The 13,794-nt window shown below is 58.2% G+C and carries 15 protein-coding genes; 10 read left to right on the top strand and 5 right to left on the bottom strand.

The features are described from left to right. Window positions 1-499 precede the first annotated feature (499 nt). The 4 genes from J7416_RS17390 to J7416_RS17375 all read left to right on the top strand — a co-directional run bounded on the left by J7416_RS17390 (window position 500) and on the right by J7416_RS17375 (window position 4,416). Window positions 500-1,255: an allophanate hydrolase subunit 1 gene (locus J7416_RS17390; protein WP_209226587.1), complete on the top strand. Its 756-nt coding sequence runs from the start codon at window positions 500-502 to the stop codon at window positions 1,253-1,255. After that, complete coding sequence (locus J7416_RS17385; protein ID WP_209226586.1) at window positions 1,252-2,250, top strand: biotin-dependent carboxyltransferase family protein; 999 nt, start codon at window positions 1,252-1,254, stop codon at window positions 2,248-2,250. The genes J7416_RS17390 and J7416_RS17385 overlap by 4 nt, the downstream gene beginning before the upstream one ends. 12 nt (window positions 2,251-2,262) lie before the next feature. Then, window positions 2,263-3,024 carry a 5-oxoprolinase subunit PxpA gene (locus J7416_RS17380; RefSeq protein ID WP_209226584.1) on the top strand — a complete coding sequence of 254 codons (762 nt, stop codon included), beginning with the start codon at window positions 2,263-2,265 and terminating at the stop codon, window positions 3,022-3,024. Between the two features lie 144 nt (window positions 3,025-3,168). Next, entirely contained in the window at window positions 3,169-4,416 is a 1,248-nt protein-coding gene (locus J7416_RS17375; RefSeq protein ID WP_209226583.1) for a hypothetical protein, read from the top strand. Window positions 4,417-4,479: 63 nt separating this feature from the next. Here the strand turns inward: J7416_RS17375 and J7416_RS17370 are convergent, their stop codons facing one another. After that, window positions 4,480-5,865: a D-alanyl-D-alanine carboxypeptidase family protein gene (locus J7416_RS17370; RefSeq protein ID WP_209226582.1), complete on the bottom strand. Its 1,386-nt coding sequence runs from the start codon at window positions 5,863-5,865 to the stop codon at window positions 4,480-4,482. A gap of 280 nt (window positions 5,866-6,145) precedes the next feature. Beyond that, a complete protein-coding gene (locus J7416_RS17365) occupies window positions 6,146-6,847 on the bottom strand; it encodes an HAD family hydrolase (protein WP_209226580.1) in 702 nt (233 codons plus the stop codon). A gap of 94 nt (window positions 6,848-6,941) precedes the next feature. Between J7416_RS17365 and clpS the strand changes: the two genes are divergently transcribed. The 4 genes from clpS to hemF are packed head-to-tail and all read left to right on the top strand — an operon-like array spanning window position 6,942 to window position 10,009. Next, window positions 6,942-7,283, top strand: coding sequence for an ATP-dependent Clp protease adapter ClpS (clpS, locus tag J7416_RS17360; RefSeq protein WP_209226579.1), 342 nt, complete (start codon window positions 6,942-6,944; stop codon window positions 7,281-7,283). Window positions 7,284-7,315: 32 nt separating this feature from the next. Beyond that, entirely contained in the window at window positions 7,316-8,281 is a 966-nt protein-coding gene (locus tag J7416_RS17355) for a methyltransferase (RefSeq protein ID WP_209226578.1), read from the top strand. 37 nt (window positions 8,282-8,318) lie between these two features. Beyond that, window positions 8,319-9,119 carry an SDR family oxidoreductase gene (locus tag J7416_RS17350; RefSeq protein WP_209226577.1) on the top strand — a complete coding sequence of 267 codons (801 nt, stop codon included), beginning with the start codon at window positions 8,319-8,321 and terminating at the stop codon, window positions 9,117-9,119. A gap of 5 nt (window positions 9,120-9,124) precedes the next feature. Continuing rightward, the gene (hemF, locus tag J7416_RS17345) at window positions 9,125-10,009 is read left to right on the top strand and encodes an oxygen-dependent coproporphyrinogen oxidase (protein ID WP_209226575.1); all 885 of its coding nucleotides are present in this window, start codon (window positions 9,125-9,127) and stop codon (window positions 10,007-10,009) included. A 4-nt stretch (window positions 10,010-10,013) separates the two neighbouring features. Here hemF and J7416_RS17340 read toward each other — a convergent pair whose 3' ends face one another. After that, the gene (locus J7416_RS17340) at window positions 10,014-10,400 is read right to left on the bottom strand and encodes a hypothetical protein (RefSeq protein ID WP_348540288.1); all 387 of its coding nucleotides are present in this window, start codon (window positions 10,398-10,400) and stop codon (window positions 10,014-10,016) included. Window positions 10,401-10,655: 255 nt separating this feature from the next. Between J7416_RS17340 and J7416_RS17335 the strand changes: the two genes are divergently transcribed. Both J7416_RS17335 and J7416_RS17330 read left to right on the top strand, forming a co-directional pair. After that, on the top strand, window positions 10,656-11,102 hold the full coding sequence (locus tag J7416_RS17335) for a toxin-activating lysine-acyltransferase (RefSeq protein ID WP_247744348.1): 447 nt from the start codon (window positions 10,656-10,658) through the stop codon (window positions 11,100-11,102). 1 nt (window position 11,103) lies between these two features. After that, the gene (locus tag J7416_RS17330) at window positions 11,104-12,009 is read left to right on the top strand and encodes a Hint domain-containing protein (RefSeq protein ID WP_209226571.1); all 906 of its coding nucleotides are present in this window, start codon (window positions 11,104-11,106) and stop codon (window positions 12,007-12,009) included. Here J7416_RS17330 and modC read toward each other — a convergent pair. Together modC and modB are read right to left on the bottom strand one after the other, a co-directional pair. Further along, window positions 12,006-13,103: a molybdenum ABC transporter ATP-binding protein gene (gene modC / locus J7416_RS17325; protein ID WP_209226569.1), complete on the bottom strand. Its 1,098-nt coding sequence runs from the start codon at window positions 13,101-13,103 to the stop codon at window positions 12,006-12,008. The two genes, J7416_RS17330 and modC, sit on opposite strands and share 4 nt — an antisense overlap. Beyond that, complete coding sequence (modB, locus tag J7416_RS17320) at window positions 13,100-13,792, bottom strand: molybdate ABC transporter permease subunit (protein WP_209226568.1); 693 nt, start codon at window positions 13,790-13,792, stop codon at window positions 13,100-13,102. Before modB ends, modC begins: the two co-directional genes overlap by 4 nt. Window positions 13,793-13,794 lie beyond the last annotated feature (2 nt).

The raw sequence follows: 13,794 nt of genomic DNA, 5'->3' as shown, positions 1-13,794 counted from the left end.
TCAGCGCGCCCGCCTAACCCATTCCCAAGATGCCCCCGGTCTCTCCCGAGCGTCTCAACCGTCTTTCCAGTCCGTCAGGCCGTCTCTCCGACCCGTCAGCACCGCCTCAGCAGCGCCGGTGAAGGGGGTTCTAAGTATAACAAACATCCTCCGCAACCGAAAAATGCAGCTTTTGGCAATTTTTTTCCACTGAGGCATAAAGTTATATAAAAACAATATGTTAAGTGCCTTCCCTTGCCACCATAAGCACCAACCCATCCACCTTGTCTACAAAACCCCAAAAGACCAAGAGCCTTTCAGGGCACCATTACCCCTACATATAGTCCAGCGGCTGGCGCCGAGCACAAGACTCAAGCGACTCGGCAGCGAGTCACCGAGTCGAAATTTGGCAATTCAAGCGGCTCGGATGCCCGTATATGAGCCCTCGCAACGCCGGGCTTGCGTATTTGAACCGGATGCTGTGTGGTCGCCTATAAAATACGCTCGGGTTTGCTGTGAAATGACGACCACTGAAGACAAGACCTTTCCCCGCATCAGCACGGTTGGTTTCGACGGCCTTCTGGTTTCCTTCTCCGATGTAATGGCCGAACCCTCGAACCGCGCAGCTCTGGCGTTTCGCAGCGAGGTGGTACGTGAGGCCTGGGATGGTATCATCGAAACATCCGCGTCCCTCGCGTCGACCTATATACGGTTCGACCCTGAAAGATTGCACCATGCAGATATTCAGGAAAGGGTTCGGCATCTTCTAGAACTCCGCAACTGGTATGAGGCCCCCTTGCCAGCCGGCCGACGCCTTTGGCGTGTTCCCACTGTGTATGGTGGAGAGCTGGCCCCACAATTGGATGAAGCCGCGGCGGCAGCCGGGCTAGATCCGGCTGAGGCGATCCGGCGGCTTAGCAACAGCCGGGTACGTGTTCTGACCATCGGTTTTGCGCCAGGTCAGCCCTATCTGGGTCCGCTTGGGCCGGAATTCGACATTCCGCGCCTCAAGGAACTGACCCCCATGGTCCCTGAAGGTGCGTTGGTGCTGGCGATCTCACAATTCGTTTTGTTTTCGGGGCCGACGCCCACCGGGTGGCGGCACGTGGGTCAGACGGCATTTCGCTGCTTCCGTCCAGAAGCGCCTCAGAGTTTTGCCTTGAAGCCCGGGGACGAAATGCAGTTCGTTTCGGTCACGCGTGACGAGCTCGAAGCCTTCCGCGCCAACAACACAGACGGAACCGGCGGTGCCACACGCCAGGAGATCGAGGGATGAGCTTGATTGTCCGACACATCGGTCCCGCATGCACTGTTCAGGATCAAGGCCGCGTCGGATATCTGGATCAAGGCTTATCCCGATCCGGTGCAGCCGATCTGCTGGCATTACATGAGGGTGCGGCCTTGTTGAACCAAAGCCCAGACCTTGCCGCGTTGGAAATGGCGGGCATTGGGGGTGAGTTTGAGGCCGAAGAGCCTATCGGCATCGCACTGACCGGAGCCCCGATGCAGGCCAGCATCGATGGTGTCACGATTGCCTGGAATGCATCCCACTACCTTGAGGCCGGACAACGGCTTATCATCGGTGCGGCGGCGCGGGGCACATATGGTTACCTGCACGTCAGCGGTGGCATTGGGACCCAATCGTTTCTGGGATCACGCGCGGCGCATCTGACGGCCAAAATCGGGCACACGATCCAGGTTGGAGACAAGCTGCCCGTCGGCAGCGGACCCGGGGTGACGGGCATGAAGCTGGCGCATGATGACCGCTTCTCGGGTGGGGTGCTGCGAGTGATCGCCAGCTTTCAAACCCCGCTGTTCGATCAGACGACGCTGGACCGCTTTGCCGAGACCGAGTTTCGCCGGGGAAGCCGGGCCAACCGAATGGGAATGCAGCTGGACAGCACGGGGGAAGGCTTCGCCGCCAAGGGGCAGCTGAATATCCTGTCGGAAGTCATCACACCTGGTGACATACAGATGACAGGCACCGGAAACCCGTTCATCCTGCTGCCCGAATGCCAAACGACCGGAGGGTATCCCCGTATCGCTACGGTTTTGCCGTGCGACCTGCCCCGCGCGGCGCAAACCCCGCCGGGCGGGGCGATCCGTTTTCAGTTTGTCTCACTGGACGAAGCCACGCCCCTGCAAGCCGCCTATCGCGCCGGGTTGGCCAGACTGCCTGCTCAAATCGAGCCCCTTGTGCGCGATCCGCATGACATACCGGACCTGTTGTCCTACCAATTGATCAGCGGAATGATCTCAGCCACTGACTAGAGAGGATAATGGATGCCAAGCGTCGATCTGAATGCCGACATGGGCGAAAGCTTTGGCCCCTGGAAGATGGGCGACGACGAGACACTACTTAAGGTGATAACGTCGGCCAATATCGCCTGCGGCTTTCACGCCGGTGATCCTGACGTGATGGCCAGGACAATGAAACTGGCCGCTGAAAACAGTGTCGGCATCGGCGCACATCCCGGCTTTCCTGACCTGCAAGGCTTTGGCCGCCGCAATATGAAAGTGCCTCATGACAGCCTGCGCAATATGGTGCGGTATCAATTGGGCGCGGCGATGGGGATGGCCAAGGCCGTCGGCACCGAAGTCCGACATCTGAAGCTGCATGGCGCGCTGGCCAATATGTGTTCCGTAGATCTGGACATGGCGCGCGCATGCTATCAAGGCGCGCTGGATGTGGACCCGGATATCATCGTTATGGTGCTGGCCGTCACCAAGCAGGAAGAGGCGGTACGGGAACTCGGGTGCAAATGGGTTGGTGAGATTTTTGCGGACCGCGCCTACAACGACGACGGCACTCTTGTAGACCGCAGCCTGCCCGGCGCTATTATTCATGATCCGGATGTCGCAGGCCCCCGCATTCTCAATATGGTCCGCGAAGGTGCAATCATCACCGAAAGCGGTCAGCGGCTCGAAACTTCAATCGATACGATCTGCCTGCATGGCGATGGTCCGACGGCCGTACAGATAGCCCGCTCTGTCCGCCAGAGCCTGATCGATGGCGGCGTCGAGGTGACAAAATTCATGCGATAGAAATCTGGTCGTTAGAAAGGCGATCTATACTCTGACTGTTGCTCGTACGGGATTCAAACCCTAGCATGCCTGCAAGTGCATGTTCTGAATACCACAATTCCACGCAACGCCATGCCGGACCAGCATGAGCAAGGAGGTTGGCCAATGTCTTTTGATCTTATGTCTTACGAACCGCGCGGTGACAAAAAGAACTCTGAATTCTTTCACCAATATCTGCCGATGATTTACGAACGCCGCCAAAGCTCGGGCGTGGCGGATCAGGTCGGGGCGATGCGGGCGATCGTCATTCAGGTCGAGCCGGACGCGTTGTTCGACACGTTGCTGGAACTTTATGTCATGACCCCCTACCGGCACACGGCCAGCTATCTGGGACAGTCACACAAGTTTGCAGTGCTACATTCGCATGCCGACTATCCCGCGATGATCGTCATGGCCCCGCTCAGCCCGACATTCGAGGACTTTATTCCTCGTATCAACCGCATGTACCCACTGGCCCGCAACACGCCGCAGACCCGTTACGTCGGAGAGGTGTTCGGCGCGTCGGACCTCAAGACCCTGACCAAAACGCTTGAGGATCAGAACATCCGGTTCGAGTACACGGGCGACACAGAAAATCCGTTCTACACGTTGGACGGGTTCCGCTTTACCACGCCGTCGGATTTCACCTGCAACAGGGTTGGCTATTCGACGCTGGACTTCAATGACACCGATAGCCTGGGTTTGGGCGACCGCGTGTTGCTGAGTGATGACGAACAGGCGCGATTGGATCAAGCGGCAGCGTTTGGGGCGGACAGCAAGATCGCGCCCTTGATGCTGGGAATCGACCATCTGGCCACGCGCATCCTGGCAGGCGAGCGTGAGGACGCGATCCTCGAGTTTCTGACCATGGTCCCCTACTACTTTTGGGGGGCGTACAATATCTTCGACATGAACTCGTCGACCAATGTGAACCGGAACGCAAATGTGGATGACGACAAGAAGTCGCCCGCCAAGGTTTTCACTGCGAACAACACGCCCTCATTCGTCAACTCGTTCGAACAGCTTCCGATGCCGACGGAGGATTTCGTGCGCAACTTTGGTCGCCGCCTGCATCACATGGCCGTCGAGATTCAAGACGGTGATCATGGAGCCGGTGAAAAGAACGTCGACTTCGTGGTCAACACGCTCAAGGACAAGGGTGTGCCGTTCCTGGCTCATGTGGTCGGTGAATGTAAGGACGATCCGAACCTGAAACAGATCTTCTCGAAACACTCAAAACATACGCTGCTGATCACCGAGTATATCGAGCGCTGCCACCACTATGACGGGTTCTTTACCAAGGACAATGTGGCGGCTCTGACCGCAGCCGCTGGTCAGGACGAACAATACGAACACGGTCACGTCTTCGACTGACCAAAAAAATGGCTGCGAGTTTCCTCGCAGCCGATACCCATTCAGGAGAGAATATGTCGGGTCTTATGACGGCCCGATCATGAAACATGTGACATTGCGGGCCTGTAGCCTGCGGCAGGCCAGATCAGCCTGTTCGCGGGTCATGCCCTGGAATGTCGCGTCAAAGCCGCGCGAGCTTTGGTTCACCTTGCGCAGCGTGCCTTCCAGAGTGGTCATTTCCGATAGCGCGGTCTTCAGAAGTATCTTCTCCGCCTCATATCGGGTGGTATAGCGGCCTACATTTACACCCCAAAGACGTCCGCCCGATGTTGACAGTCGGGTGACGATCTCTTGCTCAGGCTCTGGCTGTGCGGCCGGATCGGTCGAAGCCAAAACCAGATCTTCGGGTCGTGCGGCGGGCCGCGTTGTATTGCCATCAGCCGAGGGGGCGATATCTGCGGCTGCGATGGCAGCCGCGATTCCGTCCTGTATCCGCGCGCGGTTTTTCGCAGCTGTCTCAACCACGGTGCCTGCAACCTGTACGGCTGCACCCGGCCCCGGCCGCAGAACTGGACGCAGGCTGGATTTTGGCGCGCCGGTCAGGGCCGCAACGGTTGCTCCCAGACCCGCATTCCCGGCGTAGGCAGGGCGAGCCGGTTTCCGGATCGGCGCGCGAGAAGGCGCGCGACGGAACCCCATGTCCAACAGCTCAGCCACTCTTGCATTTCGGGACGCGCCGGATTTACCGCCGAACACGGTTGCGATGATGCGCTCGTCCTTGCGTTTCGCCGAAGCGACCAGGTTGAAACCCGCAGCCCGCGTGTATCCGGTTTTGATTCCGTCCGCGCCTCTGTATGCCGCCAGGAGACGACGGTTCGTGTTTGGAACCGTCTTGATCCCTGCATGAGTCGATTGCCGCGAGAACAGGTTGTAATACTGCGGATAATCATAAAGCAGGTGACGGCCCAACGTGGTCATATCGCGCGCAGTGGACAAATGACCCGACTCTGTCAGGCCATGTGCGTTTTTGAATGTCGTCCGGCTCATGCCCATGGCCTTGGCCGTCCGGGTCATACGGCGCGCAAAGGCAGCCTCGGACCCGCTGATCGCGATGCCAATTGCGGTTGCCGCGTCGTTGGCGGATTTCACTGCAGCGGCCCGGATCAGATACCGGAACGCAATGGTCTGCCCGGTCCGCAGGCCCAGCTTCGAGGGGGGTTCAGCCGATGCCTTTTTTGTAATCCGAACCGGTGTATCCAGCGTGATCTCGCCATTCCGCACCGCCTCAAACGCGATGTAGAGGGTCATCATTTTTGTCAAAGATGCAGGATGCAAACGGGTATCAGCATTGCGCGAATGCAAGACCTCTCCGGTTCGCGCATCAATGACCATTGCGGCATAAGGTGCCGCCCAACCTTGCAACGGCGCGAAGGAAAGCAGCCACAAGAATGCTATAAGAAGTAAGCCCATTCGGGCCGGAACTGTCCGCCGAACCTGCACGATCTTTGCCTCTGTCTACCTCTGGCCGCCAGGTTTTCCTAGTCAGCGCGAATTTTGTTTTATTAGGACAAGGCTAACACAGAGACCCCATGAAATAAACCGAAAGCGTGCAAATTCGCCGTTTCGTTTTCCTGGTGATTAGACGCTATATATGGGCAAACAGGCGACCGAACACACTAAATCGGCGAACGTTACGTCTCGGAATACGCCGAGCTCGCCGTTTTTCGGAAACTGCGGCCAATTGGCAACATCAACTCAATTGCTCAACAAGATCAGCCAATCCACCCAGATCCTGCAGTTCTTTGTAACGCGGGTTGTCCGCCGGAGTTTCCGCCTTCTCGATCTCCCACACCAGCCCATGCGGCACATAAACACCCCAGCACCCGGCCTTGATTGGGGCCACCACGTCCGATCGCATCGAATTGCCGACCATCATCGCAGTATCCGTTCCCTCACCATGACGAGCAAAGATCTCGCGATAGGTCTGCGGCGCTTTTTCGGACACGATTTCGACCTCGTCAAACAGCTCGCCCAACCCGGATTGCGCAAGCTTACGTTCCTGATCGATCAGGTCGCCCTTGGTGATCAGAATCACTCGATGGGACTCGGCCGCCGCTTCGATGGCCTCGCGTGCATGCGGCAACAGCTCAATCGGGTGCGCCAGCATCTCTTGTCCTGCCTCGACCAGTTGTCGGATGACCGAGGCTGGCACACGGTCCTCGGTCACTTCGATCGCGGTTTCGATCATCGACAAGATGAACCCTTTGATTCCGTACCCATAATGGCGGATGTTGCGTTTCTCGGCGGCAAGCAAGCGGTCCAGCAGGTGATCTCGATCCGCATGATCCGCCAGCAATTCTGCGAAATGGGCTTGGGTCAGTTGGAAAAACCGTTCGTTGTGCCAAAGGGTGTCGTCGGCGTCGAACCCGATCGTAGTCAGCGCTTTTTCCATTTCGATTACGTCCTGCTGGCTCTTTTCTCTGACCCCTTGAACGTTATATAACCCTGCAGACAAACCGAAGCCTGAATCGGACAGAAGGCGCGCGATGACTGAACACATATGGATGATGTCTGACAAACCGGACGACGACGGCGATCCGTCGCTGTTGGTACAGACGCGCCCCAAGACCAAGCGCCCGCCTTTGTACAAAGTGCTGCTGCTGAACGACGACTATACCCCGATGGAATTCGTGGTCCACGTGCTCGAGCGGTTCTTTGGCATGACCCACGCAGAGGCGTTCGAGATCATGCTGACGGTCCACAAAAAGGGCGTCGCGGTTGTTGGCGTCTTCAGCCACGAAATTGCCGAGACCAAAGTGGGCCAGGTCATGGATTTCGCCCGCAGACACCAACATCCCCTGCAATGCACTATGGAACGTGAAGAGTAAGCCTGTCCTGGCCCACTCTTGCGAAATTGCCGATGTCCCCTCGCCTAGACTTCGCCCTGCAAAGCGGCCTTGAGCTGTCGCAGCCACTCAGCGTGCTTGGTCCTATGCCGGACAACGATCTGTCGAATTTGCCACGCGAAACGCAAGTTGTGCAGCCATTCAAACCTTCTCACGACCATTTTGCAGCGCAGGGCTTCGACACAACGCCCGAGGCCGACGCCCCCTGTCAGGATGCCATCGTCATTCTGCCCCGCGCCAAGGCACTGGCGCGCAGCATGGTGCATCAGGCCTGTCAACGCGCGAGCGGGCAGATCGTCATTGACGGGGCCAAGACCAATGGCGTGGACAGTTTGCTGAAGGACATCCGCAAGCGCGTCGATGTCGAAGGACCGATTGCCAAGGCGCATGGCAAGATCTTCTGGTTTCAGTCTAAACCCGAAGCATTTGCCGACTGGGCCGCGCCGATGGCGCAGATGGTCGACGGATTCCGTACGGCACCCGGTGTGTTTTCCGCTGATGGGATCGACCCGGCCTCAGCGCTGTTGCTGAAATCACTGCCAAAAAAGCTGGGCGCACGGATCGCGGATTTGGGCGCGGGCTGGGGGTACCTGTCTGCCGAAGTCCTTAAGCTGCACAATCCCCGCGCCCTTCATCTGGTCGAGGCTGACCATATCGCCCTGACATGCGCGCGGGCCAATCTGGCTGACAGCAACGCGCAGTTCCACTGGGCGGATGCCGTCACATGGAAGGCACCCGACCCGCTGGATACGGTGATTATGAACCCGCCGTTCCACACGTCCCGCGCAGCAGACCCTGAACTGGGGCAAGGCTTTATCAAATCCGCAGCGCGGAACCTGACACGCAACGGCAGCCTTTGGATGGTTGCCAATCGCAACTTGCCCTACGAGGTGACGCTGGCCGACAGTTTTGCCCAGGTTCAAGAAGTGTCGGGCGACAATCGGTTCAAGGTGTTTCACGCCTCTCGCCCCAGGGTCTAATCCCGGTTAACCTGCGCCGCAAATCAGGAGTCAACGCATGTCCTTTTCCATAGCCGGCAAGACAGCCATCGTTACAGGCGGCGCCAATGGCGTCGGTTTGGCCATCGGGCGTCACTTTGCCGATGCCGGAGCCAACGTCATGTTCGCCGATATGGACGAAAAACGACTGGCCGAAGAATTGGGCGAGCAGGCAGATGACAGCAACATCCGTTTTTTTGCGGGTGACCTGAGGGAAAAGCTGACCATAGCAAACCTGCTGTCTGCAACGTTGGATGCCTTTGATCAGGTGGACATCCTAATCAACGGTGCGCGTCAGGTAATCACCTCAGACCCGCTGGACACAGACGATGATTCAGTGCGCATCCTGCTCAATCAGAATCTGATGCCTGCGCTGCGCCTCAGCCAGGCGGTGGCCAAACGCATGATCAAGCAGGCAGGTGACGATGAAGAAGGCCCTGCGGGATCGATCATCAACCTGTCTTCGATCGCGGCACGACGTACCCATCCCGACTTGATGGCATACTCGGTGTCCACCGCTGCGCTGGACCAGATGACCCGCTCGCTGGCGGTCGCTTTGGCCCCGAATCGCATTCGGGTTAACTCGATTGCTCTTGGTTCGGTTATGAGCGCATCGCTGCAGTCTACATTGAAAGAGAACCGGGATTTCCGAAACGACATCGAAAAACACACTCCGCTGGCCCGGATTGCAGCCCCAAACGAGTTGACGGAAACCGCGCAGTTTCTGGCCTCGGACGCTGCCGGGTTCATCACCGGACAAATCCTGACAATTGACGGCGGCCGCACATTGCTGGACCCCGTCGCAGCCCCAGCCCACTAAGCGACATGTTTGATACAGAAAAAGCAACCGCCGCCGCCTGGTTCCGTGAACTGCGCGATCAGATCGTCGCCGCGTTCGAGGCATTGGAAGACAGCCACGACACTGGCCCCCTGTCCGACGCCCAGCCCGGGCGGTTCGAGGTCAAGGAAACCAAACGCCAATCTGCCGACGGGTCGGACGCAGGCGGTGGATTGATGTCGGTGATGCGCGGCGGGCGCGTCTTTGAAAAGGTCGGCGTCAATGTCTCGACCGTCTACGGGACACTGGGCGAGCGTGCGCAGCACGCGATGGCCGCGCGCAAGGGCATTCCGGGGATGGCTGATGACCCGCGTTTCTGGGCTTCGGGCATCTCACTAGTGGCCCATATGCAGAATCCGCATGTGCCTGCCGTTCACATGAACACCCGTATGTTCTGGACGCCCCACGCATGGTGGTTTGGCGGTGGATCGGATCTGAACCCCTGTATCGAATATGATGAAGATACGGCGCATTTCCACACCACCCAAAAACAGCATCTGGACCCGCATGGTCCCGGCCACTATCCCCGCCTCAAAGAGTGGGCGGACGAGTATTTCTATATCCCCCACCGAAAACGCGCCCGCGGCGTGGGTGGGATTTTCATGGATGATTACTGCACAGGCGATTGGGCCGCAGACTTCGCGCTGACGCAGGACATTGGCCGCGCCTTTCTGCCAGCATTCCTGCCCTTGGTGGAAAAGCGCCGTGTTCAGGGCTTTGACGATGCCGACAAAGACACACAACTGGTGCACCGCGGCCTCTATGCCGAATACAACCTTGTCTACGACCGGGGTACGAAATTCGGGTTGGAAACCGGCCACGACCCGGACGCAGTGTTAATGAGCCTGCCGCCGCTGGCGAAATGGGTCTGACGCTTTACCGAAACCCAAGGTCCAGCACGTTGTCCCAACAGTAGCCCTGTGCGGATCCAGCCGACATGTTTTCGCCCACTCGTTTCACAGTGATCGAATAGCCCGGGGTCGTATCCACCCCTTCAGGTGGAGTCAGCGAAAACTCGACCGTTCGGTTTCCCTTTTCGTAAGCGCGAGAGATGTAAATCCGCTGCGTCGCTTTGGTTCTGAGCTTGGTGATTGCATAATCACCGATCCCGCACCAATACGTGACCGGAGCGGATGACCCACTAACGGCAACGCGGTATGTGCCGTTTTCCAAAGGCGTCACATCGGTTTGAAACCCTTGGTACACTCCGAACCTAAACCCTACGGCCTCAGCAAATGCCGGTAACAGTGCAATAGCGGTCACTGCTGTTATCTTTGATGCGCGCATAACTGCAATTCCCATTTCGAAACAGAACTTCCCCAGGATCATAGTGAACCCATGAACCGAGTAAAGCTGTGGCAGGAATACTCCGAGCCTGACGTCCCCGGCAAAACTGTATAAATTCGAGCCATAACCAATTAGTATCAGGTCAGTTTTGGACCGAGGTTTGTTTTGAGCAAGGCGTTTCCAAAAGGTTGGTTTGATATTCCGCCCGAGAAATATGCGGACTTTGGCGCCATGGTTTATCTTGCGTCGCTGACCAAGACACATCGGTCCCGCGATCTTGGACAGGTTCTTTACGCGTTTGAGACACCGTTCCGGCTGAACCAATATCACATCTTTCGCCAAAACGGATTTCCCAGAGGGTTCGTAACCTTTGCGGGCCTCAGCCCCGATGCCGAGCGTCGCTATGCTATTCAGGAAAAGCCGCTGAAGGACACCGATTTTGCCAGCGGGACTTCTTTTTGGATTATCGATCTGGTGGCCCCGTTCGGGCAGACCAATCAGATTGTGGACATTCTGAAGAAGGAAATCCCCCATCCACGGGTGCGCACCAATCGAATGGACAGCGACCTGACGCGCAACCGCATCGTCGAATGGACCCGCAATGAGGCCGGTGAGGTTCACATGAAACTCTATCGCAAAAAAGAGTTTCGCGAGATCCTTGAGAAAGGAGGGTCCTGAGTTGGTTTCCATCGTAGGCACGACAACCGGCACCGTCACCGGAGATCCGCCGAATGAGGCCACCGGCGATCTTGAGCTAAGCGGCTTCCCCTTGTCGCAGAACTGGTCGATCTCTGAACAACCCTCTCTGGGCGTGGCCTCGATCGATCCGAATACCGGGGAATGGACCTATACGGTCGATCCAAGCGAATACGATGACATCCCATTCGGGACGACCGTTACGGACACATTCACTGTCCGGGTCACCGGGCTCGAAATCAACGATGAACTGGAAATAGCCCCCTATGATCTGACCCAAGAGATCACGATTTCCATTGAAGGCGTTTGCTTTACAGAGGGTACTCTGATTTTGACCGAAGGGGGCAATCGCAGAATCGAAACGCTGGACGTTGGCGACAAGGTGATGACCGCTGATCATGGTCTGCAGCCGATCCGTTGGATCGAAAGCAGTGCGCTGCCACCTGAACGATTGCGCAAGAACCCAGCTATGCGCCCGGTTCGGATTAAGGCGTGCAGTTTGGGTCAACGGCAGCCCGAGCGCGACCTGTTGGTCTCGCAACAGCACCGCATTCTTGTCAGCGGACCAAAAGTCGAACTGCTGTTTGGGGCACCTGAGGTTCTGATTGCGGCCAAGCATCTGTGTTCGTGGCCGGGGATCGAAATTGAGGCGTCAAATGACCCGGTCGAGTACTATCATATCCTGCTGGACAGCCACGAAATCCTGACCGCCGAGGGCGCACTGGCCGAGAGCCTGTTTTTGGGTGAGGAGTCTCTCTACACCCTGTCCTCCGACGCCCTACAGGAATTGGCGGCAATCTTCCCAGACACCCCTACCCCGAACGGAATGGGTTTTGGTCGGGCGGCCCGCCGCATCCTGCGAGAGTTCGAGGCACGCGCTTTGGCCTAGTGCCCGCCCAGATGGCCACCGACATCCTGCGGCGCAAGTGCAACCGTTTTGATCACCGCAAAACAGGGCTTGCCCGGTTGCAACTCAAGCGCCTCAACCGAGCGGCGCGTGACACGTGCCAAGACTGTGCCCGCAGGTGTCTTTACAGACACGATTGCCCCCGGCCCCTCGCCCGCGCGGATGGTGTCGACCGCGCCTTGCAGCACGTTCAAGGCTGACAAGCCTTCGGGAGGTTTGCTGGACAGAATGACTTCTTGCGCAGGGATGCGAATTCGCAGTTCCTCCGCAACCTGATGCGGTATGCGGGGCAAGAACAGGGGCGTACCGCCCGCGTCCAATTCGGTCAGCCCATCTGAATGATGTCGGACGACTCGCACCTGCAAAACCGCGCCCACGGCCCGTACGCCTGCAGGGGCAACCGAAGGATCGGCCAGGACCTCTGACGCAGGTCCGTGCCGCAAAACCCGCCCATCCTGCAGCGCCACCACGGATGTGGCCAGCCGCGCGACCTCGGCCGCCGAGTGGGTGACGTAGAGAATTGGGACCGAGACTTCGTCCCGCAGACGTTCAAAATAAGGCAGAATCTCAGCCTTGCGCGCGTCGTCCAGGGCCGCCAGCGGTTCATCCGCCAGGATCAAACGAGGACTGGCAAGTAAGGCTCGACCAATGGCGACACGTTGCTTTTCCCCACCGGACAGACCTGCTGGCCTACGGCTGAGCAGCTGCCCAATCCCCAACATCTCGATCACTTTGTCCGGGTCTTCGCGACGAGCCCCTTTGGGCGCAAACCACGTCCCGTAAAACAGGTTCTGGCGCACAGTCAGGTGCGGGAACAGGCGACCTTCCTGAAAAATGTAACCCAACCGCCTTTTGTGCGGCGGCAACCACAGGCCACGTTCGGTATCGAAAAGATTCCAACCATCAATGCTGACGCGCCCGGCCATGGGTTTCAGCAACCCGGCCACAGCATTGACGATCGTTGTCTTCCCAGAGCCCGACCGCCCGAACAGAACTGTAACGCCCGGCGGCGCATCAAAGCTCAGGTCCAGTCTGAGGTCATTCAAATCATGTTGAAGGCGGACGGAAAGGCTCATGACCCGGCCACCCTTGCGGCAACGCGTCGGCCAACAAACTCGGACAGCAGCAGCGCCCCCATAGCGATCACGATCGAGATCACAACCAGCCGCGTCGCGGCGGCCTCACCCCCCGGAACCTGAAGAAAGGCGTAGACCGCCGACGGCAAGGTTTGCGTCTGACCCGGGATGTTCGAGACAAATGTGATCGTTGCCCCGAACTCTCCCATCGCTTTGGCAAAGGCCAGGATCGCGCCCGCGATTACGCCGGGCAGGATCATCGGCAAGGTCACTGTGGCAAACACGAAAAGGCGCGAGGCCCCCAGCGTCGCGCCAGCTTGTTCAAGCTTTGGGTCAACGGCCTCAATCGACAGTCGGATGGCACGCACCATCAGCGGAAAGGCCATGATACCCGCGGCCAGCGCAGCCCCGGTCCAGCGAAAGGCCACAACGATCCCGAATTCCGCCAGCAACTTGCCCAGCGGCCCCTGAATGCCAAAGGTCAACAGCAGCAGATACCCGGTCACCACCGGCGGCAGGATCAGAGGCAGATGCACCAGCCCGTTCAACACCTGTCGACCCGGAAACCGCCATCGGGCCAATGCGTAGGCAACGAAAATACCCAAGGGCAAAGTCACCAGCGTCGCCCAGAAGGATACGAGCAGTGACAGCCTCAACGCCTCCAGCTCTGCCGGTCCAAGCCACCCCATGC

It is taken from the genome of Ruegeria sp. R14_0, from assembly GCF_017743975.1.
GTDB lineage: Bacteria > Pseudomonadota > Alphaproteobacteria > Rhodobacterales > Rhodobacteraceae > Ruegeria.
Note: the sequence above shows the minus strand (reverse complement) of the source record. Positions and strands in the feature narration are given on the sequence as shown.